We start from the raw sequence: 20,361 nt of genomic DNA, 5'->3' as shown, positions 1-20,361 counted from the left end.
GCTGCAGGGGAACGACCGTCTTCTCCCCGAAGGAGGAGGAGACGACCGGGATAGGTCCGTGGGTGTCCCCGTCACCCACTCCGTGCGGGCCTTCCCCACCGGCCGCCCTGCAAGAAGGGCGTAGGGCGGCCACCACACTCCTGCCGGGGTCGGCGAGTTTTCCAGCACTCAGCTCGTCCGCCCCGGCAGGTCCACCGCGCCACTGGCCGTGGGCTCCCCGCGAGAAAACCCGCTTCATACGCGCCTGAGCAACCGTCGCCGACACCACCCGACAGGAGGCCCCGTGGACAGCACCCGCTCTGTGATCGGCTCCGGTGGCTACCACCCGAGTCAAATTCGAACTGATCGTCCTCAGCCTGCGCGGATGTACGACTACTACTTGGGTGGCAAGGACAACTATGAGGTTGATCAGATCGCTGCGGAGCGGGTCCTGGAGGTCTTCCCGGATGTAGCAAAGACCGCCCGGGCAAATCGCGCTTTCCTTCATCGCGCGGTGCGCTTCCTCGCGGAGGAAGCGCAAATCGATCAGTTTCTGGACATCGGAACGGGCATTCCCGGTGAGGGGAACACTCACGAGGTTGCCCAGGCCGGAATACCGCACGCCCGGGTGGCTTACGTCGACAACGACCCGATCGTGCTAACCCACGCCAGAGCGAGGTTGCGCAGCGGGGAGTCCGGGGCAGTCGCCTATATCGATGCCGACCTCCGGGACCCGGCAGCGATCTTGCGGGCTCCGGAGCTGGCCGGAGTGCTGGACCTGGACCGGCCAGTCGCTCTGCTTCTCATGGCCGTGCTGCATTTCATCGAGGATAGTGACGACCCGTACGGCGTTGTGGACAGCCTTCTCCGGGCGCTGCCGCCCGGGAGCTATCTGGCCCTGTCGCACGTCACCGGGGATTACGCGCCGGAGACGTGGGGCCAGATTGTGCGGATGTACCGAGAGAACGGCATGTCGGCACAGGTTCGGAGTCGTCCTGAGGTGCAACGTTTCTTCGCCAGCGTCGAGATGGTTTCCCCCGGGCTTGAGGTGGTCTCCCGGTGGAGGCCCGGCGAGGACCGGGTCGAACTCACCGACAGGGCTGTGTCGTGTTACGGGGCCGTGGCTCGAGTTCGCTGACCGGCTCATTCCCCCACCATGTTCTTGACGGAGTTGTCCATGAAACTCGCCGCTGCTCTCTGGAGGGTCCGCCCCGGCGATCATCCGCGTCCGGCCGCGCTGACGCGGGATCTGCGCTGGGACGTGCTGAGCTTGAACCAGCAGCTTGGTCTGTGTGCCCTTGGGTTGATGCAGGTCCAAGGACTGCAGGTGGGGCCAGTTCTGAGCTGTACGATCCACGGCCTGGTGCACATTCCGGTGACGCCTTGGACGGGTTCTCCGCTGGGCCGTGGGCTGTCGGTGCGGCCGTTTGACACGTCCTGCCCGAGAGATGGGCCGTGGTCGTACGCCGACTGCGCCGGCCGGATGTGGCTGCTGCCGCCGCGACCGGAGGATGAGGTCGTGCTCACGGATTTCGTGGAGGTCTTCCACGAGATCCATCGCGTCCGGTGTGGGGCCTCTTGATGGCCGTGTCGGTTTCCGCCGTTCTGGTGTTGCTGGTCATCGTCGTGATGATGGTGCGGAAGGGCGGTCTGAAGACCGGTCATGCGGTCGTGTGCGTGTTGCTGGGCTTCTACTTGGCGAGTTCCTCACTTGCGCCGAGCATCCGCGATCTCACGAACAACATCGCACGCGCGATCGGCAAGTTGGATCCCTAAGACCGGCCGCCGGGGTGCAATCGACCGCCTCGGGCCGCATCGGCTACCCCCAGCCGTGAAAGCCCGCAGGTTGCGCCCCGGTGGCCCGTATCCACCCACTGTCCCGGATCAGGAGATGACGACGTGAACGGCGAGGGTTCGCTGTGGCCGGACATCCGTCTGGAGCTGCTGCGCTGCAAGCGAGCGGACGATGAGGCTCGCGCGGGCGGAGAGCCGACAACCGCAGCCGAGGTGGCGGCGATTGTCGCTGTCGACAGAGCGAACTCCGCGGTGTTGCGTGGGATTCTGCAGCGGCACGGTTGGCCCGGTATCTCCCTTGTCGGGGAGGAGGCGGCGGAGGCGGCTTGGATCATCGCCCAGCACGCCGACGCCAACCGTGAATTCCAGCGGTGGGCTCTTCTGTTGCTCTCTCGGTCCGCGCAGCTCGGCGAAGCCTCGCTGAAGCATTTGGCGTACTTGACCGACCGGTGTCGCATGCACGCCGGGCAGCCCCAGGTGTACGGCACGCAGTACCGGATGCGGGACGGGCAACTGGTCCTGCACCGGGTGGAGGATCCCGAGCGGCTGGACACCCGTCGCAGGAGGGTGGGGTTGGGGCCCTTCGCCGAGTACGACGCCCGGATCCGGGGCGGAGCCGGCTTGCTGATTCGGAGGCCGCAGTGGTGAGCGCGGTTCCTTCCGCGCACGCCGCCGCCGTGTCTCCTGGCATGGAGGGCGTGGGTGGCATCCGGCTGGGACGGGTCATCGGGGCACGGAGGACTTCCGGGACCGTAGGCAGATCCGCGTCGGTTACGGCTAAGGCCCGTGCTCCGAGGGCCTGTTCCTTCGCTGCCCACCTGCTGAAGATCCGATCTGGTCAGCCCGTCCCGGGCCGTCAACTGGCCAGGTCTGCGCGCGGCTCCTTTCCCCTGACGACCACCGCCGTTCCCGAGGATGCTGATGTCTGACCGCTTGTCTCCTTCCGTTCCCGAGCACGGCCACGGCCGGCGGCGCGGTATGTCTTTTGCTGGCGGCCCGATGACTGAGCAGGGCCTTCGGTCACGGTTGCGGATGCTCTCGGCGGTGCGCGCCGTGTCGGTGATGGCGTGGCTGTGTGCGGCGTGGGTGGTGCACGTCCTCGCGGGGCTCCCGCGGGAATGGACTGCGGTGGTGGCTGGGCTGGGGTGCGGCGTGGTGGTGTTCGCCGGTGATCGCGGAGCCATCTCGGCGGCGCGGGCCATCGGGGAACACCGTGACCGGGAGCTCGCCCGTCAGCGGACGGAATACCAGGAGAGCCAGAAGAGGACGGGCGAATGGCTCGTGTACTACGAGTCGGTGGTCGCCGAGGGGCGCAAGGGCATCGCCTGGATGCTGGAGCAGATCAATCGCGGTGAGTGCCCTCCTGTCCCTGACCTGGCCGTGGGGGAGGGTCCAACCGGTGACGTATTCGCCGACTTCGCGACCGCTCTTCGCCAGGTGAAAGACGAGGCCCTTCATGCTGTCGCTGCTGCCGCTGCGCGACGGCATCTCCCTGGCGAGGCTGCTGCTGTTGGCGATGAGGCGGGACGTATCGGGCCGGAGCAGGCTGAGGTGCTGGTGTACATCGCTCAGCGCCTGCACACCCTGGTCAGCCGGACGCTGGCGGCGCTGTCCGCTCTGGAGAACGTCGTGGAGGACCCCGATCTCCTGCACGGCGTGTTCGTCATCGACCATCTGGTGACCCAGACCCGGCGCGCGGTGGAGAGCCTCGCAGTGCTCGGCGGCAAGACCCCGCGTCTGGTCATCAAGCCGATTTTGGTGTCGACGGTGCTGCGCCAGTCGGTCGCGGAGATCGAGCAGTACAAGCGAGTCCGGGTACCTCACTCCCGGCTGGAATTGGCCCTGCCGGGGTATGCGGGGCCTGACGTGATCCATTTGCTGGCCGAACTGGTGGAGAACGGCACCAAGTTCTCCCCAGGGACGACGCAGGTGTTGATGCGGGCCAGTGAAGTGCCCGCGGGCCTGGCCATCGAGGTCGAGGACCGCGGCAACGTGCCGATGTCGCCGCAGAAGATGGCGCAGATGAACCGGTTGCTGGCCGCTCCGGAGGCCGTCAACCTGCGCGACCAGTTGAAGTCCGGGCAGATCGGCTTGCTGGTCGCCGCGCGACTCGCTCAGCGCCACGGCATCAAGATCGAACTGCGGCCGAATCTTCTCGGCGGCACCCAGGCGCTCGTCGTCCTGCCCCACAATCTGCTCGTCGCACCTGAGCGGCCGAAACCCCTGGCACCGCCATCGGGCCCCGCCGGGGCCCTCCTGCCCGAGGATGCTTCCGGATCGGGCGCGATGGCCGGCCATTCCCAGCTTGATCTGCCAGACCCCGCCGCGACGCCAGCTGCACGAGCCGGTCAAGGGGACACGTTGCTGGCTGGGCCGGACACCGCCCCGCTGCCACAGCGTCGCAGGAGCACCGGCTCATCAGGGGAACCCGATGCCGGGCCCGCTGCGGAGCAGGGCCCGCAAGGGGGCAGCAGGCCGCCCCTTCCTCAGAGAAGCGCCGCGCCGCGGACGGTGGATCCGCTCGCTTCCACTAGGCGGCACGGTTCGGCGGCGCCGGCCGGTCCGGCCACTGCGGGCTTGATGGCCAGCTACACCGCCGGTGTCCGGCGCGGCGTCGAGGAGACCGACCCTCATCCACCACAACCCAGTGGTCCCGCGCAGTGACGCCGGAAGCCACGGCACCTTTCGATTCGGGCTTGGCCCCCACGCCGAGGCCCCCCACCTACGGAGATTGTGATGACCAACGATACGACGGCGAACGACACGGGCCTGGGGTGGCTGCTGGAGGACTTCGTCAGGCGGGTTCCCGGGACGGACAGCGCTGTCCTGGCTTCGCGTGACGGGCTGAAGCTGTCGTTCGCGGGAGTGACGGCGGACCAAGCGGATAAGACGGCCGCGCTGATGTCCGGCCTGCACTCCTTGTCCCGGGGCGTCGGTGAGATCACCGATTCCCGCGACGGGAATGTGCGGCAGGTCGTCATCGAGCACGACGCAGCGTTCATGTTCGTGATGAGTATCGACGGCCTCCCCGAGAAGACCCTCCGGGAACTGGGCGCTGATCCCAGGACGGCCAGCACGCTCCTGGGGGTGCTGGCCGGACCGAAGGCGGACGCGGGCATGGTCGGATACGAGATGGCGACCCTGCTCAAGAGCGTCGCGGAGCATCTGGTGATTCCCACCCGTCACAGCGACGCGCCCTTCGGCGACGGCCAGTGAGATGGCGGCTTTCGAGCAAGGCGCGTGGAGCGACGAGGACGAGCAGGACGTACGCCCCTACTCGATCACCGGCGGACGGACCCGGCCCAGACACACGATGCGCCTGGTCTCCTTGCTGGCGGCAGGACGCACGCCGCCTCCCGGCGGTCTTGGCCCGGAGGCCGAGCAGGCCTTCGCGCTGTGCCGCCGCGAGCGGCGGTCGGTCGCGGAGATCGCCGCGACGCTCCAGCAGCCCGTCCAGGTCACCAAGATCGTTCTGTCTGATCTGATCGATTCCGGCGCGCTGATCATCGCGGTGCCCGACACCGTTTCTGACCCCGCCGACAACCCGCAGCTCCTGGAGGCAGTTCTTGCCGGCCTACGCCACAAATTCCCCGATGCCGCCTGACCAAGCTTCCACCGCCACGGTCCCGGCCTTGCTGAAGATCGTGGTCGCGGGCGGCTTCGGGGTCGGCAAGACCACCCTGGTCCGAGCGGTCAGCGAGATCCCCCCGCTGACCACGGAGGAGTACCTGACCACCGCCGGCAGCAGCACCGACAGCCTGAACGGAGTAGCGGCCAAGACCACCACGACGGTGTCCATGGACTTCGGCCGCGTCACCTTCGACGAGCCACAGCCCATGGTGCTGTACCTGTTCGGAACTCCGGGACAGGAGCGGTTCCTGTTCACCTGGGACGACCTGTCCCACGGGGCCATCGGCGCGGTCGTCCTGGCCGACACCCGCCGGCTGCAGGACAGCTTCACCGCGGTCAGCTACTTCGAGAAACACCGCCGGCCGTTCGTGGTGGCGGTCAACCAGTTCGACGGCGCCTACGACTACACCTGCAGGGAAGTCCGCCAGGCACTGGAACTGCCCGAAGACGTCCCCGTTCTGCTGTGCGACGCCCGCCAGACCCGCTCCGCGGTCTCCGTGCTCATCACCCTGGTCCGCTACGCCCTGTCCACCGCCCGCAACACCCAGCCTGTCAACCCTCTGGGAGCCCACACGTGACCGTCTTCGATTCCGAATCCAGCCTTTATGTTCCCTCCGCCGACGCGGGTCGCGAGCAGCGCATCAAGGTGCTCGGCGAACTCGGGCTCGGTGGTCCCGACCCGCAGTTCGACGCGTTCGCGGCCGACCTCGCCCGTGAAGCCGGCCTGCCGTACGGCATGGTCAACCTGTTCAAGGACCGGCAGGTCTTCGCCGGCCTGTACTGCTCGCCGGAGGGCGACTTCCCAGAGGTCGACCGGACCATGCCGCTGGACCACGGCTACTGCCCGGCGACCATCGAGCGCGAGGCGCCGCTGGTCCTTCCCGACGTCCTGGATTCCCCCCGGTTCGCGAGTAACCCCGTGGTCGACAAGATCGGTATCCGCACCTACGCCGGGGCCAAGCTCGTCCACGAGCCCACCGGCACCGTGCTGGGCACCGTGTGTGTCGTGGGCACTGTCGAACTCCCGCGCGAAACCGGCCAGCCGATGCTCGCGCTCATCAAGGCCCGCCGGGACGCGCTCATGGAACTCATCTACCAGCGCACCGGCCACGTACCGCAGTAGCGAAAGCCGCTGCCGGGCCAACCCGGCAGATGCCCGAGAGCAGAGGGGAATGGGAATGTCCGCCGCGTCGTATCTGACAGAAGAACACGAGCGCCTTCGCCAGCAGGTGAGGGCCTTCGCACAGGCCGAAGTCGCGCCTCGCGTGGAGCAGATGGAATCCACCGCGTCCGTTGAACGTGCGCTGTCAGCACTGATCGCCAAGCAAGGGTGGATCGGGGTGACCATCGACGCCGAGTATGGCGGGATGGGCGCCGGTCACCTGGCCAAGACCCTCATTATCGAAGAACTCTCGCGCGTCAGCGGCGCCATGGGCGCCATGGCGCAGGCATCCATGCTCGGCACCGCCAAAATCATCCACTTCGGGAGTGACGAGCAGAAGCGGACCTGGCTGCCCCGGATCGGGGATGGATCATGCCTGCCCACCATCGCGGTGACCGAGCCCGGATCCGGCGGCCACGTCCTCGGCATGCAGTCCAGAGCCCGGCGCAAGGGCAAGGAGTACGTGCTCACCGGCCGCAAGGTCTACGTAGGCAATAGCCACTTGGGCGACCTGCACGGCATCGTGGTGCGCACCGGTCGCGGCTCCAAGGGCCTGTCCGCGTTCCTGGTCGAGGGCGACCGGCCCGGCTTCTCCCTCGCCCCTCACCGGCGGGCCATGGGTTTGCACGGATTCTCTTTCGGCGAGATCGTCCTGGACAGTTGCCGAATACCGGCCGCCAACCTGGTCGGGGACATAGGCGACGGCCTGGCCATCGCCTACTCCTCCAGCATCCTGTACGGCAGACCCAACCTCACTGCCGTGGCCCTCGGCCTCCACCAGGCCATCGTCGAAGAGACCACGGGCTTCGTGCTGGAACGCAAGCGGTATGGCGGCCCGCTGGCCGACCTTCCCACGATCCAGCACAAGGTCGGACAGATGCAGTCCCAGCTCATGACCGCGCAACTGGCCGCTTACCACGCCGTGCACCTGCTCGATCAGGGCCAGCCCTGTGACGAGGACCTGATCAACGCCAAACATTTCAACGTCGAAGCATCAAACGACTCCGCTCGCACCGCCATGGAAATCCACGCTGCCGCCGGCCTGCAAACCGACCGACCGCTCGAACGCCTCGTCCGCGACGCCTTCCACACCTACGCACCCGCCGGCACCGGCGACATCCAGCTCCACCGCCTCGCGCAGAAGGCTTTGGGAGCCTCCCGCGGGCAGTGGTCACAACGCCTCGCGCCCGCGACCACCGCCTCGCCCGGGACGCGCGGGCCACAGCCCCGGCAGGTCAGACACTCATCCGCCGCGTGACGTGCTGCCCACCGACGCCCCTGCCCGCCCCATGAAAGCCGTACGGAGGACTTCACCCATGACCCCGGCAGCACCCGACACGATCAACTTGCTCTGGGCCAACTTCGAAAACGAAGGCAAGGGCGACCCGAAACTGCGGCGTGACTTTTACGCCCTTGTCCGCTCTCTCGAACCGCACATATTCGGGCGAGGCGAGATGCAAGGCACCGCCGCCAACGGGAAGGCCGGGCTGCACGCGGCGGAGGAAGCACTCGCCCCTCCCGGCCAGCCGCTGCTGCGCCCGCGCGGCTGGCTCGGTCCGTCCGCCGTCAGCGACAACAGAACCGCGATCTTCTTGCGTCCCGATGTCTTCGTGCCCGTCAACGAGTGGGAGCACGGGGACCCGTGGGGGATTCCGCCCACGAACCTGACGGTCCGGCTGGTCCAGTATCCGGGTGATCCGGACTGCCGGCGGGAGATCTGTGTCGCCGCAGCCCACCACCACTACGCCTCCCCGACCGCCCGCCAGCGCGAGGCCGAGGAACTGACCAAACTCGCCGACAAGCGGGACACGCGCGACCGCACAGGTGAGTGCCCCAACGGCAGGCCCCGCGAGGCCGTGGTGTTCGAAGACGCCAACGGCTTTCCTGCGGACCGCCTCGACGGCGACGTCGAACTCCCAGACTTCGACGCGATCCCCGACAAGCGGCACCGGGTGCACCGCACGGTCAAAGCCGCTGACGGCACCTATATCCCGGATTGCGAGAGCGACCGCACGCTGCGCCGAGCCGGCCTGGAAGACATCGCCCGGCACCTCGCGGCCACCGACGAGGCCAACCGCGCCCGCTACCTCGCCCCGACCACCCAGGGCTACCCCGACCAGGGCGGCCCCGGCCGCATCGACCGCGTCTACACCACCGACGGGATCCTCCCCGCCGTCATAGACCTGCGGGTGATCAGCCTCAAGGGCCTGTCAGACCACGACGCGGTGTACGTGCAGCTGTCCCGCCGCCGCCTGGTGCAGAGCCTGACGCCCACCAGCTGAAAGGCCCCCTCCCACACCACGCTCGCCCACCCGGCCGTAGAAGGAGCGCAACATGGCCTCGGACACGCGCAAAGTGCAGCACCCGCCCCGCCGGATCGGTTGCCTGGCCCTGGTCCTCAACACCGACGACGCGGTGCTGATGGTCAAACCGTCCTACAAGCCCGGCTGGATCCTGCCGGGTGGTGCTGCCGACGCGAACCAGCCGCCGCACGAGGCCTGCGCCCGCCAGCTCCGCCACGAGACCGGTCTGACCCTCCCGTCGAACGCTGACCTGCTCGTCGTCCACCACATCCCGCCCAACCCCAACGGCGACCCGACCGAAGGCATCAACATCGTCTTCTACGCTGGCACCATCGACGCCGCCACATCCATCACGCTGCCCCAGCCCGACGACGGCGAGCCCCCGCTCAGCGGCTACTCCTGGGTCACCCCCGCCGTCCTCGACGACCACGCCCTGCCGTACCAGCAGCGCCGGGTCCGTGCCGCCTTGCAGGCCCGTGCAACAGGCCAGGCCGCCTACCTGTACGAGACCGCCTGACCGTCCACGCCCCGTCGACCGCTTCGCCAGGACCGCGCCCATGCCACGACAGCCCACCATCACGGAGATCGCCGAGATCGCCAGCCCGTACGCCGAGAGCAAGCCGGTGTCGGTGCGGGCCCTCGCCCGGGAGTACCGCGTAGGCCGCAAGACGATGAGGGCCTGGATCCGGGACGCCAACATCGACGTGCCCCCACGCGGCTACCAGCCCGAAACGGCCAAGGCGATCATCCGCGACTACCGGAAGAACAACGCGTCGATCCGGGAACTCGTCGAGGCGTACGGCGGCAGCTACGGCGGGATCCGCAACCTGCTCCTGGACAACGGAATCCGGTTGCGCGGCCGGGGCCAGAACGACGTCCGCAAACACAGACACCAGCTGGCCCGCAGCAGACCAGACGACGCTCACCAAGCAGCGTGATCGCCGTCCGGACCAAACCTGCGGCCAATCCCCGGCCCAGTGACCACCCACCATTCACCGCAAGGAGAGGTACCCCCTGTGGACTCCGCCCCGTCCACCCGGCCGTCAGCCGGGTCTTACGCGTCGGCGTCATGGCACCGACGGCTGTACGGCCCGGTGCTGCTGGCCAGCGGCCCGGCGGCTACGGCATCGGCCACGGCCGTCATCGCGGCACTGAACCACCAGCCGCTCACCTCGGCGACACGAGCCCTGCTCGCCCAGGACCTGCACCTGGCCAGCGCCGCGGTCGCCGCGTTCTGGCTGATCAAGCTCGTGCTCACCAGACAGGACGCGGCAACCTCCACCCTGGGCCTCGCCTGCGCCACCGCCGGGGCGTGCCTGATCACGCACCTGCTGAGCACGGTGCCGAGCACGTCCGGCCTTCTGATGTCGGCGGGCCGCGACGCGCTGTTCGCCGGTGTGCTGGTGTGGATCACCAAGGAACGACTGAACCCCCACTGCGGCACGTTTTCTACTGGGGAACAGCCGGTGGCCGGGCGGGAAGGCTTCCACGCATGAGCGCCTTCTCTGGCACCGTCCTGAACTACGCCGCCTTCCGTCCCGGGATCCCCGAGGACGTCGTCCGGGTCCTGGATGGGGCAGTTCCCTCGACCTCGCCGCGCAGGCTGCTGGACATCGGTACCGGCCCTGGCTTCGTGGTCAAGGCCCTGATGCCGCACTTCGACGACATCATCGCCCTGGACCCAGAACCCGACATGCTGGTCGCGGCCGAACACCTGCTGCGGCCCGTGCTCCCCGCCCAATCCCGGCTGCTGCTGCAGCACGGCACGGCCGAGGACTTCACTGCATCGCCCGGCTGGCAGGCCGACCTGGTGACGATCTGCCGGGCATTCCACTGGCTCGACCAAGCCGCTGTCCTGAGCCGCCTGGACCAGCAGGTCACGCCGCACGGAGCGGTCGCGGTGCTCAGTGACCACAGCCTGTGGACCGCCCGCACCCCGTGGCAGCAGGCCATCCGGGCCCTGATCCAGGAATTTCTCGGCGAGCAGCGCCGCGCCGGCACCGCCGTGTTCAACCCGCCCAGCACCCCGTACGAACAGGTCCTGGCGGCCTCGGCGTTCAGTCAGGTCCGCACCTACCGGATTCCGGTGGTCCGGGCGTGGGTCGTGGCCACCGTCCTGGGCTATCTGGCTTCCACCAGCTTCGCGAAACCGTCGCTGTTCGGCGACCGGCTGCCGCAGTTCGAACAGGCCGCCACCAACCTCCTCACCGACTACGCGACCGATGGGGTGCTGATCGAGGACAACACCTTCACCGTGCTGATCGCCCACCGCCCCCGGTGCAGCGGAAGACGGCGGCCTCGGTGACCGACCAGCACGCCACCGACAAGGACCCGGCCGCACGATGCGCGGGCCCTTTGGCCCTCGGCGCTGCGCAATCCCCGAATCGGGTGACCCGCCACGCCGGAGTGAATCGAAAACAGGGTGGCGCGAATGCCCGCCCGTCCCCCGTAGGGCACGGCATCAATATCGAACATGAAGGCGAGAATTCGCCCCCCATTCCCCGTGACGGGTGGCAGATCACTTGCGTTGTCCGAGCACCTGTCCGGATCGCCGTCACCCCGGGAGCCTGAATGAGCCGTCACACCAACGTCATCGGCATTCACCTGGTCTTCGAACGCCAAGGCCGCGTGCTCCTGGGCCGGCGCTCCCCGGATGCCGCCTTCGCCCCCGATACCTGGCATCTGCCCGCCGGTCATCAAGAGGACGAATCAGCCACCGCCTGTGCCGCGCGCGAGGCGTACGAGGAACTTGGGGTGAGGATCGCCGAGGACGACCTGCGCCTTGTTCATGTCCTGCATTACCGGGAAGTCGAGGACCACCAGGGGAGGATGCAGCTCTTCTTCCAGGTGACGGCCTGGAGCGGAACGCCCCACAACATGGAGCCGGACCGCTGCAGCGCCCTGCAATGGTGGCCGCTCGATGCCTTGCCCGTCCCTCTGGTCGACTACACCGGCCAGGCTTTGCGGGCCATCGCGACGGGCCTGCCGTACTCACAGGCCGGCTGGCCGGAAGCATCGGAGTCATTGCCCGACGGGCCCGGAGGCGAGAGCGTCGTCGCTATTGTCTACCACCCCGGCTCGGGTGAGTTGCTGTTGCACGAGCGCGACGAGCACGCCCACTGCTGGCCCGAGTACTGGTCGCTACTGGGCGGGCGCGCGGAGCCCGGCGAGACGCCGCAGGACACCGTCCGGCGTGAGCTGCTTGAAGAGGCGCAGCTGCGCGTCGATGATGACCCGCAGGTGGTCCAGCGGCTCAGCAATCCCGACTCCGGTCAAGTGACGCATGTCTTCGCGGTGCCGTACTCCGGCACGGCCGAGGACCTGGTGCTCGGCGAGGGGCGGCAGCTGCGGTTCGTCGCCCCGGCCGACCTCGACGGCTACCGGATGCCGCCCTACCTGCGGGAGGTCGTGGACCGCTGGCTTGCCGCCCGCGCCGCGGTCGCCACGTCAGGCTCGGAGGTCCGATGAGCTCCGGCATGATGCCGGCCACTGCTGATGGCCTGGGTGCAGGCCGAGGTAGGTGCTGCCCGGCACGGCACGTTTCAGCAACTTCTGGAGTGCGACGGGCTGTTCCGGGAGCTGTGGATGCTCCAAGCCGACCGCACCCGTGCCGGCGTCACCGAACCCACGTCGCAGACCGCCCTGTTCTGACCGCCACCCGCGCTTCCTCGTATCCGCCCTCGCCGCCCGGCTCCTCAACCAGTGACCGGCCGAAAGCTCGGGAGGAGGACTCCTGTGAACCGTGAGCAGACCACCCCGTCGGCGCGGGTTGGGCACATGCAGCACCGCCCCGGTCACGGCGCACCGTCACTGCTGCCGTCCGCCGGGAAACCGCGCTCCCGACGTGGCGGATCTGTTGTGGTGCCTCCCTGTGGCTGGCGGCGCGGCCTGGTCCGCGTCCCGCTCCTGTTGAGTACCGGCATCGCCCCAAGGGGGTGCGCGTGACGTCGGGTCATGCTTCTCAGCGGCCCTCGTCGGTGTGGCGGCACCGCGATTTCCTCTTCTATCTGGGAGGTCAGGCCACCAGCGTGGGCGGCAGTTCGGTCAGCTCCGTTGCCCTGCCCCTGCTTGCCGTGGCGCAACTGCACGCCGACGCTGGTCAGGTGGCGTTGCTGGCCTTCCTGCGGGAGCTGCCGGCCTTCCTCGGAGCGTTGCACGCCGGGGCATGGGCCGACCGCCGCCCCAAGCGGCCCTTGATCATCCTCGGGGATCTCGTGGCCGCCGCCACCCTCATCTCCCTGCCTGCCGCCGCCGCGTTCGCCACGGTCACCCTCGCCCAGCTGTACGCGGTGGCGCTGCTGCTCGGGATCGCCAAGACCGTCGGGGACGCGGCGTCCGTCAGCTACCTGCCGGCCCTGATGGACCGGTCGCTGTTGCAGCAGAGCAACTCCAAGATCGGCGGGCTCTATGCGGTCGCGGCGACCGGGGGAAGCAACCTGGGCGCGGTCCTGGTCGGCGCGCTGGGCGCGGCCCGGGCCGTCTCCGCCGACGCACTCTCCTACTTGGTCAGCGCCTGGTGCATCACCCGGATCCGCACCCCCGAACCCGCCCCGGTCCGCAAGCCGGGGAGGCTGCTGGGCGAGATCGGGGAGGGCCTGAAGTATGTGTGGAACGTTCCGTTGATCCGCTCGCTGACGCTGGTCAATGCCACGGTCAGCTTCGCCCTGGGCATGATGAACACGTACTGGGCGTACTACCTGATCAGCGCGCTGCACCTGGGGCCGGCCGGGCTGGGCGCCGTGATGGGCGTGGGCGGTCTCGGCAGCTGTGCCGGGGCCCTGCTCGCGCCGAGGATCGCCCGCCGGACCGGTCCGGGCCGCATGATGCTCGCCGGGCTCGCCCTCACCCCGCTCACCCAGATCCCTCTGCTCCTGGCCGGTCCAGGGCGCGGGTGGCAGATGGCTGTCGGTGCCGCGTTGGTCGTCCAGTTGTTCTGCGCCGCGTCGCTGGGCACCACGCAGCGCAGCGTCCGGCAGCTGATCTGCGAACCGCGATACCAGGGGCGGATGCAGCAGACCAGTACCTGGCTGTGCACCGGGTCCAGGCCGCTCGCCGCGCTGCTGGCCGGTGCCTCGGCCAGCCTGATCGGCGTCCGGCCCACCCTGATCGTCGGCGCCGCCTTGCTGGCCGGGCCCTTCGCCGTGGCGTGGTTCTCCCCGATCCGCACCCTGCGCGCGATCCCCGCCATCCCCAGCCCCACCACACCGGGCCCCGCTGTCCCCGAAGGAGCCGCTCTGTGACGTCCGCTGCCAGTGACTACTGGGATCCGCTGTGGGCCGACGGCCGCCGCTACCGCCCCCTGACCGGCCCCGAAACCACGCTGCTCGACCAGCACCTCGGCCCTGGCGACCAACGTCTCGCGCTCGACCTAGGCTGCGGCAGCGGTGCCCTGGCCCGGCACCTGCACCACCTGGGCTATCGCACCACCGCCGTCGACTGCTCCCCGGCCGCCCTCGCCCTCGCAGCCGAACACGGCGACGTTCCCGACCTGGTCTTCCAGCAGCTGGACATCGAGACCGACGACCTCACCGCCCTGCCCCACTGCGCGTACTCCCTCATCACCTGCCGCCTGGTGTACGCGTTCATCCACGACAAGGCCGCCTTCCTCGACCGCGTCCGCGCCCTCCTCGCCCCCGGCGGCTGCCTGTGGATATGCACCCCGCTCGCCTCCCGGCTGGAGACCCGCAAGGAGATCGGCATCACCGACACAGAGGCCGAACAACTCCTCAGCGGCTGGTCCTCAGCACACACCCACCCCCTCGACACCCTCAACTGCTACGCCCTGCACCCCTGACACCACCCCGCCAACCACGACCGCCACCGCGAAGAGAGGCATTTTCGTGTCCCACGCCCCGGAACCGGCCACCACTATCACCGCCGTGCCCGACGCCGGCGTTTTGCGCACGGCCCTGGCCGACAAACTCGCCGCACGCGCAGCCTTCCGTACCGCTGGAGTGGAGGCGGCCCTGCGGCGGGTGCCCCGGCACCTTTTCGTGCCCGAGGCGTCGCTGGAGGAGGCGTACGCCGACGACGTGGTCGTCACCAAACGCGACGCCGACGGGAAGGCAACCAGCTCCCTGTCCGCCCCCTGGCTGCAGGCGATGATGCTGGAGGACGCCGCCCTCGCCCCCGGGCATCGGGTCCTGGAAATCGGGTCGGGGGGCTACAACGCCGCGCTGATCGCGGAACTGGTCGGCCCTGCCGGCGAGGTCACCACGCTGGATATCGACCCGTTCGTCACCGAACGCGCCAGCCGGTTCCTGGCCGACACCGGGTACGACCACGTCAACGTGGTACTCGGCGACGGCGAGCACGGCGCCCCCGGCCACGCCCCCGAGCAGGGCTTCGACGCGATCATCGTCACCGTCCAGGCATGGGACATCCCCACGGCGTGGATCGAGCAGCTCGCCGAAGGCGGACGGCTGGTCGTCCCGCTCCTCATCCACGGCTACAGCCGCGGCATCGCCCTCGAAAAGCGCCACGGACGCCTGGTCAGCCGGGCTTTCACGGTGTGCGGCTTCGTCCCCATGCAAGGCTCCGGCGCACACCACACCAGCGTCCTGCCAGTGCGAGGCGATCAGCTCGGCGTGCGTTTCGAGGACGGCGAGCCGGTGGACGTCGCTGCACTGGCCGATGCCCTTCGCATGCCGCATGTGGAGGTGCGCACCGGCGTGACCGTCCTGGGCGAGGAGCCGTACGCCACCCTGCAACTGTGGCTGGCGACCACCTCACCCGGGTTCTGCCGCCTGGCCGTCGACCCCGGCGTCGACACCGGCCTCGCCGCCCTGCCCAAGCCCCGTGACGCCGCCGCCGTGACCGACGGCGACAACCTCGCCTACCTGACCTATACGAAGGTGAGCGAGGATCCCGCCCCGGGACGCGGGACCTACGAATTCCTCGTCCTCGGCTACGGACCGCAGGCGCAGCGCCTCGCGGACGCGATGGCCGAGCGGGTACGGGTATGGGACCGCGACCACCGAGGTGGTGCCGGACCGACCATGACGGTCGTGCCCCGCGCCACCCCGGCCCCGGACGGCCTCCTCCCCGACGGGTCCGTCATCGACAAGGACCACGCCCGGCTCCACTTCACCTGGACAGGAAGCCACCGGTGATGACCGGCGCGGCAGCGGACGACACGGAAACCATCAACGAGGCGGCATGGGGGGAATACGGGGAGCGTCACCTTCGGCGAGGGACGCTGCGCCCTGTTCCCGGACGGGTGGGCTGGGGTTCGCGGGACGGCGGTCCGGGTACCGAGGTTCTCGGTGAGGTCCGTGGGCACCGAGTCCTGGACCTTTGCTCCGGCCCCGGCCACGTCGCCGTACATCTTGCACGTGATCACGGCGCCGTGGTCGACGCCGTGGACAGCTCACCCACCCAGCACCAACGCGCCCTCGACCACTTCGGCCAGGAACCCGATGTGCGCTTCATCCTGGCCGACGCCGTCGACCACCTCCTCCAGGCTCAGCCCTACGACGTCATCTACTCCGTCCACGGGCTCGCGTACATCGACCCGTTCCGCTTGCTGCCCGTGCTCACCACCGCGCTACGCCCCGGCGGGCGGCTGGTGTTCTCCGTCCTCCACACCAACACCCACGGGGCCGGCCCGTCGACCACGGTGGAGCCGCGCAGGGAGCAACTGCCGCTGCCCGGCGGGGAAATGCTCGACGTGCAGATGTGGGTCCTGGCCCCAGACCTGTGGAAGAACCTCCTGGACGACCACGGCTTCACCGTCGAGGCGATCGACGTCATCGAGACCGCCGACCCCGGTGACCGGGTGTCGAACCTTCTGATCCGCGCCCGCCGCCACGTGCAGCCCCGGCCGCATGTGGTGACCAGCCGCCCGCGCAGCGCCAAGCCGCCCCAGGTCCAGGCGGCCTTCGGCGTGGGCGTCATCGTCACCGACCCCCACGGGCGGGTTCTGCTGGGCCTGCACCACCAGGGAACCTGGGACCTGCCCTCAGGAAAAATCGATGCCGGGGAATCCATCCACAACGCCGCCGCCCGCGAACTGTTCGAGGAGACCGGCCTGCTGGCCGAGCCCCGGGACGTGAGCGTGTTCGCGATGCTCCTCGACGACGTCGCCGGAGTCACCCGCCTCACCGCCGCCGCCACGATCACCACCTACCAGGGCGAACCCACGGTCGCGGAGCCGCAACTGTACGCGCAGTGGATCTGGGCCGACCTTGACCGTCTGCCGAGCCCACTGTTCGTGCCCAGCGCGCAGGTCCTCACCGCCTGGCGCCCCGACCTGCCCATCGACCATCCCCCAGCACGCCTGTACCCCATCACCGCTGCCTGCGGCCACAAGGAGACCTCGTGGAATTGACCATTGTCGTTCAGAACACCGGCCGGGGCGGGCTGAAAACCGGGGCCGGCCAGCCGCAGGACCGGTGGCCGCTGCTCGTCGAACGCATCAGCGCCTGCGAGCCCGACGTTGTTCTGCTCCAAGAACTCGAAGGCTGGACCGCCGACGGACACCGCCAGGCCGCCCGCGCTCAGCAGGACCTCGGCATGGACCTCCTGCTCACCCCGTCGGGCAGCGGCCTGGGCACCGGCATCCTCTTCCGGCGCGAAACCCTGGGCCGGTACGTGTACTGGAACACCGACTACGCGATCGACGAGACCCACCACGGCCTCGGCACCGCCGGCTTCGCCATACCCGGCCTGGACTCCCCGCTGACCTTCACTTCGGTCCACTTCACCCCCTACTCCGCCGACAAAGCCGTCATGGAGGCCGACTTCGCTGCGTCCCGGTCGTACAAGTGCGGCCCGTACGTCATCGTCGGAGGTGACGTGAACTATCCGCCTCAGGGCGGTCCGGAGCCGGCCTACGGCCAGATGCGCCCGTATAACGCCGGCAGCCGCACGGTGCTGACGGACCCTGCCAGCGACGCTCCACTTCAGCCAGACCGGCGCGTGGCCTGGAAGCTGCACGCCAACGGGCTGCGCGATGCCGCGTGGGAGCTGTACCAGCGCAGCGGGGACGAGAACGTGCTGGCGCCGACCGGTACCGACGACCGCATTGACCAGCTGTGGGTCAGCTCCCCGCTGGTTCCCGCCCTGGTGTCCTACCGGCGCCTGACCGAGCCCGACAAGGCCAGTGACCACGACGGCCTTGTCGTCGTGATCGACACCGGCCTGATCGACACCACCAGTCCCTGGACCTATCGCTGACCCCACGGGCGGAACCCCACCGTCCGCCGGTCACCGCACGGTGGCGGCGGATCCCGAACAGCCTGATTTCCAAGGAGGCCTCACGTTGAGGAGGTTCATGTCCCCGGCCAGGTTGTGGGGCCACGACGGCGGTCCGGACCAGGACTGGGTCCGGCCGCACGTGCTGTGGCTGCCGCAGAGGCAGCTCCAGGTGATCGACTACTTCCGCCGGCTGCGTGAGGTGGCCGCTGCGTTCCCGGAGGTGATCGCACCGGTCGCTGATGCCGACCTGCACATGACGATCCAGTCGATCAAGTCCCGCGACACTGCGGGCGAGCGAGTGGGTGCCGACCACCTGCGACGTGCTGCTTCCGCGCTCCGGCGTGAGTTGACCTCTCTTGAGCCGTTCGACCTCGACATCGGTCCGACCAGGGCCTCGGGGTCGGCTGCGATCGTCGAGATTTGGCCGGAGGAGGGCCCGGCGGCGCTCAACCGAAGGGTGCGCAGGGCCCTGGTGTCGGCGGGCCTGGACCTTCCGCCCGCAGAAGATCATTTCTGGTGTCACATGTCGCTCGGCTACGGGATTACCGACACCGACACTCCCGAGCTGGCGGCCCGTTCCGATCAGCTCGCCTCCGCGCTCGGCCAGAGGATCCGCCCGGGTATCCGCACCTGGGCCACCGTCTCGTCGGTGTGGCTGGTCTGGGAACGCCAGCACCCAGACCTCGCCACCTACACGTTCGAGCCGATCCACGAAATCCACCTCGCAAAGGACCTCGCGTGAAGCGCTTTACTCCCAGGTTCCAGGGCGGGCCCTGGCCCGATGGCGCTCGTGTACTGCATGTGTACGTGCTGCCCGAGGCGGATCTCGACACGGACCTGATAGCCCTGGCGGCGGCCTGCCGTACCGCCATGGCCCCCTACCCGATCCGGCCGCTGCCTGACGGTCTGCTGCATGTCACCGTCGAAATGGTCGCCGACACCACCTCCGACAAGATCAGCGCTACCGAGCGCGACACTCTGGCCGATTCGCTGCGCTCGCACCTGGATGGTGTGGCGCCCTTCCAGGTCATGGCAGGCTCGCCCATCGCCAACCGGGCCGGCGCGCTGCTGGACCTCACACCCGACGCGGACCTGCTGGACCTGCGCAGCCGGGTCCGTGGCGCACTCGTGGCCGCCCGGGGTCCGCAGACGCTGCAGCACCAGGGCGGCCGACACCACCTCGCGCTCGGCTACGCAGGCGCCGAAACCGATTCCGACCCGCTGCAGTCCGCACTGCGCAGCATCACCCCCAGCCATGCCCCGCTCACCATCGGCGCGGTGCACCTGCTGGACGTCGGATTCCGCGAACACCCCGACAGCTGGGAGCTGTCCTGGGATCCGGTCGCCACCATCGCGCTCACTCCACCCCGCTGACCCACCACCAACGGCCCGGCCCCATCACGGCCCAGTCCGGCGCCCTGATTCCAGCCCCCTGGAGAGCATCATGACCACCCGGATACAGACGTCCGCCTACGACGAACAGCGCGAGCAGGCCGAGGTCAGGCAGCGGCGCGGGCTGTACGCCGCATCCCATCAGCTGTACACCGACCTGCTCGCCGACCTGGAGCAGGACCTTGGTGCGGAGGACCCGTTCACCCTGCGGGTGCGGCACGAAGGCGCGCTCGCGCTGTACGGTCTCGGCCGCTGGGCAGACGGCGCCGCGCAGCTGCGGCGTACGCTCGCCGCCCGGGAACGGGTGCTCGGCCCGGACCATGCCGACACCCTCGACACCCTGGGGCGGCTCGCGGAGGCCATCGGCGAGGGCCAGCGGTGGACCGAGGCGGAGGAACTCGCCCGTGAAGCCCTGCGCCGGGCCGAGACCGCGCTCGGGGCCCGCCACCCGGTGACGCTCAACAACCGCCTCGCCCTGGCCTGGGTCCTGGCCCGCACCGCGGACAGCGAGGCCGAACCGCACGTCCGCGAGGCTGTCGGGCATATCGAGGAAGTCCATGGTGCCGAGCACCCGCTCACGTGGTCCGCCCGCAACCTGCTGGTGCGGGTCCTGTGCGATCAGCAGCGATGGGATGAGGTAGAGCCGGAGGCCCGTGCCCTCCTCACCGTGCGCGAGTGGCACCTGGGCACCAACCACCCCCACACCCTGATGATCCGCGCCGACCTCGCCCGGATCCTCCACCACACGGGCAACCCCCGGGAAGCCGCAACCTTGATCGGGCAGGCCCTGACCACCTGCGAACGCACCCTGGGGCCCGAGCACCCCCGTACCGACTGGGTGCGGCAGACCCACCAGGCGATCACCATCAGCTGACCCGCACCACAGCCGGACGGTAAGGGCCA

General features: G+C 69.1%; 25 protein-coding genes. All 25 read left to right on the top strand.

Annotated features, from left to right (window positions below; genetic code table 11):
• Positions 1-283: 283 nt before the first annotated feature.
• The 25 genes from ACFXJ5_RS09390 (at position 284) to ACFXJ5_RS09270 (ending at position 20,332) form a co-directional block, all read left to right on the top strand.
• The gene (locus ACFXJ5_RS09390; protein WP_384629137.1) at positions 284-1,117 is read left to right on the top strand and encodes an SAM-dependent methyltransferase; all 834 of its coding nucleotides are present in this window, start codon (positions 284-286) and stop codon (positions 1,115-1,117) included.
• Positions 1,118-1,156: 39 nt separating this feature from the next.
• On the top strand, positions 1,157-1,561 hold the full coding sequence (locus tag ACFXJ5_RS09385) for a hypothetical protein (RefSeq protein WP_384629135.1): 405 nt from the start codon (positions 1,157-1,159) through the stop codon (positions 1,559-1,561).
• Complete coding sequence (locus ACFXJ5_RS09380) at positions 1,561-1,755, top strand: hypothetical protein (RefSeq protein WP_384629133.1); 195 nt, start codon at positions 1,561-1,563, stop codon at positions 1,753-1,755. Before ACFXJ5_RS09385 ends, ACFXJ5_RS09380 begins: the two co-directional genes overlap by 1 nt.
• A gap of 123 nt (positions 1,756-1,878) precedes the next feature.
• The gene (locus ACFXJ5_RS09375; RefSeq protein WP_384629130.1) at positions 1,879-2,421 is read left to right on the top strand and encodes a DUF6624 domain-containing protein; all 543 of its coding nucleotides are present in this window, start codon (positions 1,879-1,881) and stop codon (positions 2,419-2,421) included.
• A 273-nt stretch (positions 2,422-2,694) separates the two neighbouring features.
• The gene (locus tag ACFXJ5_RS09370; protein ID WP_384629127.1) at positions 2,695-4,437 is read left to right on the top strand and encodes an ATP-binding protein; all 1,743 of its coding nucleotides are present in this window, start codon (positions 2,695-2,697) and stop codon (positions 4,435-4,437) included.
• Between the two features lie 72 nt (positions 4,438-4,509).
• The gene (locus ACFXJ5_RS09365; RefSeq protein ID WP_384629124.1) at positions 4,510-4,989 is read left to right on the top strand and encodes a roadblock/LC7 domain-containing protein; all 480 of its coding nucleotides are present in this window, start codon (positions 4,510-4,512) and stop codon (positions 4,987-4,989) included.
• A gap of 1 nt (position 4,990) precedes the next feature.
• A complete protein-coding gene (locus ACFXJ5_RS09360) occupies positions 4,991-5,377 on the top strand; it encodes a DUF742 domain-containing protein (protein WP_384629121.1) in 387 nt (128 codons plus the stop codon).
• Complete coding sequence (locus ACFXJ5_RS09355) at positions 5,367-5,981, top strand: ATP/GTP-binding protein (protein ID WP_384629119.1); 615 nt, start codon at positions 5,367-5,369, stop codon at positions 5,979-5,981. Before ACFXJ5_RS09360 ends, ACFXJ5_RS09355 begins: the two co-directional genes overlap by 11 nt.
• Positions 5,978-6,526, top strand: a complete 549-nt coding sequence (locus ACFXJ5_RS09350) for a GAF domain-containing protein (protein WP_384629117.1) — start codon at positions 5,978-5,980, stop codon at positions 6,524-6,526. Before ACFXJ5_RS09355 ends, ACFXJ5_RS09350 begins: the two co-directional genes overlap by 4 nt.
• Before the next feature lie 55 nt (positions 6,527-6,581).
• On the top strand, positions 6,582-7,823 hold the full coding sequence (locus ACFXJ5_RS09345; RefSeq protein ID WP_384629115.1) for an acyl-CoA dehydrogenase family protein: 1,242 nt from the start codon (positions 6,582-6,584) through the stop codon (positions 7,821-7,823).
• Between the two features lie 58 nt (positions 7,824-7,881).
• Entirely contained in the window at positions 7,882-8,847 is a 966-nt protein-coding gene (locus ACFXJ5_RS09340; protein ID WP_384629113.1) for a hypothetical protein, read from the top strand.
• A gap of 52 nt (positions 8,848-8,899) precedes the next feature.
• Positions 8,900-9,385 (top strand): NUDIX domain-containing protein, encoded by a 486-nt coding sequence (locus ACFXJ5_RS09335; protein ID WP_384629111.1) that lies wholly within the window; start codon positions 8,900-8,902, stop codon positions 9,383-9,385.
• Positions 9,386-9,425: 40 nt separating this feature from the next.
• Positions 9,426-9,806 (top strand): helix-turn-helix domain-containing protein, encoded by a 381-nt coding sequence (locus ACFXJ5_RS09330; RefSeq protein ID WP_384629108.1) that lies wholly within the window; start codon positions 9,426-9,428, stop codon positions 9,804-9,806.
• 156 nt (positions 9,807-9,962) lie between these two features.
• Positions 9,963-10,364 carry a hypothetical protein gene (locus ACFXJ5_RS09325; protein WP_384629105.1) on the top strand — a complete coding sequence of 134 codons (402 nt, stop codon included), beginning with the start codon at positions 9,963-9,965 and terminating at the stop codon, positions 10,362-10,364.
• Positions 10,361-11,173 carry a class I SAM-dependent methyltransferase gene (locus ACFXJ5_RS09320; RefSeq protein WP_384629102.1) on the top strand — a complete coding sequence of 271 codons (813 nt, stop codon included), beginning with the start codon at positions 10,361-10,363 and terminating at the stop codon, positions 11,171-11,173. Before ACFXJ5_RS09325 ends, ACFXJ5_RS09320 begins: the two co-directional genes overlap by 4 nt.
• A 266-nt stretch (positions 11,174-11,439) precedes the next feature.
• Entirely contained in the window at positions 11,440-12,336 is an 897-nt protein-coding gene (locus tag ACFXJ5_RS09315) for an NUDIX domain-containing protein (protein WP_384629099.1), read from the top strand.
• Between the two features lie 27 nt (positions 12,337-12,363).
• Positions 12,364-12,519, top strand: coding sequence for a hypothetical protein (locus ACFXJ5_RS09310; RefSeq protein ID WP_384629097.1), 156 nt, complete (start codon positions 12,364-12,366; stop codon positions 12,517-12,519).
• Positions 12,520-12,809: 290 nt separating this feature from the next.
• Positions 12,810-14,108, top strand: coding sequence for an MFS transporter (locus ACFXJ5_RS09305; protein WP_384629094.1), 1,299 nt, complete (start codon positions 12,810-12,812; stop codon positions 14,106-14,108).
• Positions 14,105-14,662 carry a class I SAM-dependent methyltransferase gene (locus ACFXJ5_RS09300; RefSeq protein WP_384629091.1) on the top strand — a complete coding sequence of 186 codons (558 nt, stop codon included), beginning with the start codon at positions 14,105-14,107 and terminating at the stop codon, positions 14,660-14,662. Before ACFXJ5_RS09305 ends, ACFXJ5_RS09300 begins: the two co-directional genes overlap by 4 nt.
• Before the next feature lie 46 nt (positions 14,663-14,708).
• Positions 14,709-15,980, top strand: a complete 1,272-nt coding sequence (fxlM, locus tag ACFXJ5_RS09295) for a methyltransferase, FxLD system (RefSeq protein WP_384629088.1) — start codon at positions 14,709-14,711, stop codon at positions 15,978-15,980.
• Complete coding sequence (locus ACFXJ5_RS09290; protein WP_384629086.1) at positions 15,980-17,197, top strand: NUDIX domain-containing protein; 1,218 nt, start codon at positions 15,980-15,982, stop codon at positions 17,195-17,197. Before fxlM ends, ACFXJ5_RS09290 begins: the two co-directional genes overlap by 1 nt.
• Complete coding sequence (locus ACFXJ5_RS09285; protein WP_384629083.1) at positions 17,188-18,045, top strand: endonuclease/exonuclease/phosphatase family protein; 858 nt, start codon at positions 17,188-17,190, stop codon at positions 18,043-18,045. Before ACFXJ5_RS09290 ends, ACFXJ5_RS09285 begins: the two co-directional genes overlap by 10 nt.
• A gap of 190 nt (positions 18,046-18,235) precedes the next feature.
• Positions 18,236-18,808, top strand: coding sequence for a 2'-5' RNA ligase family protein (locus tag ACFXJ5_RS09280; RefSeq protein ID WP_384629080.1), 573 nt, complete (start codon positions 18,236-18,238; stop codon positions 18,806-18,808).
• Positions 18,805-19,440: a hypothetical protein gene (locus tag ACFXJ5_RS09275; RefSeq protein WP_384629077.1), complete on the top strand. Its 636-nt coding sequence runs from the start codon at positions 18,805-18,807 to the stop codon at positions 19,438-19,440. Before ACFXJ5_RS09280 ends, ACFXJ5_RS09275 begins: the two co-directional genes overlap by 4 nt.
• A gap of 70 nt (positions 19,441-19,510) precedes the next feature.
• A complete protein-coding gene (locus tag ACFXJ5_RS09270; RefSeq protein ID WP_384629075.1) occupies positions 19,511-20,332 on the top strand; it encodes a tetratricopeptide repeat protein in 822 nt (273 codons plus the stop codon).
• Positions 20,333-20,361 lie beyond the last annotated feature (29 nt).

It is taken from the genome of Streptomyces sp. NPDC059373, from assembly GCF_042751495.1.
In the GTDB taxonomy this organism is placed as follows: domain Bacteria; phylum Actinomycetota; class Actinomycetes; order Streptomycetales; family Streptomycetaceae; genus Actinacidiphila.
This window is presented reverse-complemented; position numbering and strand designations above follow the sequence as displayed.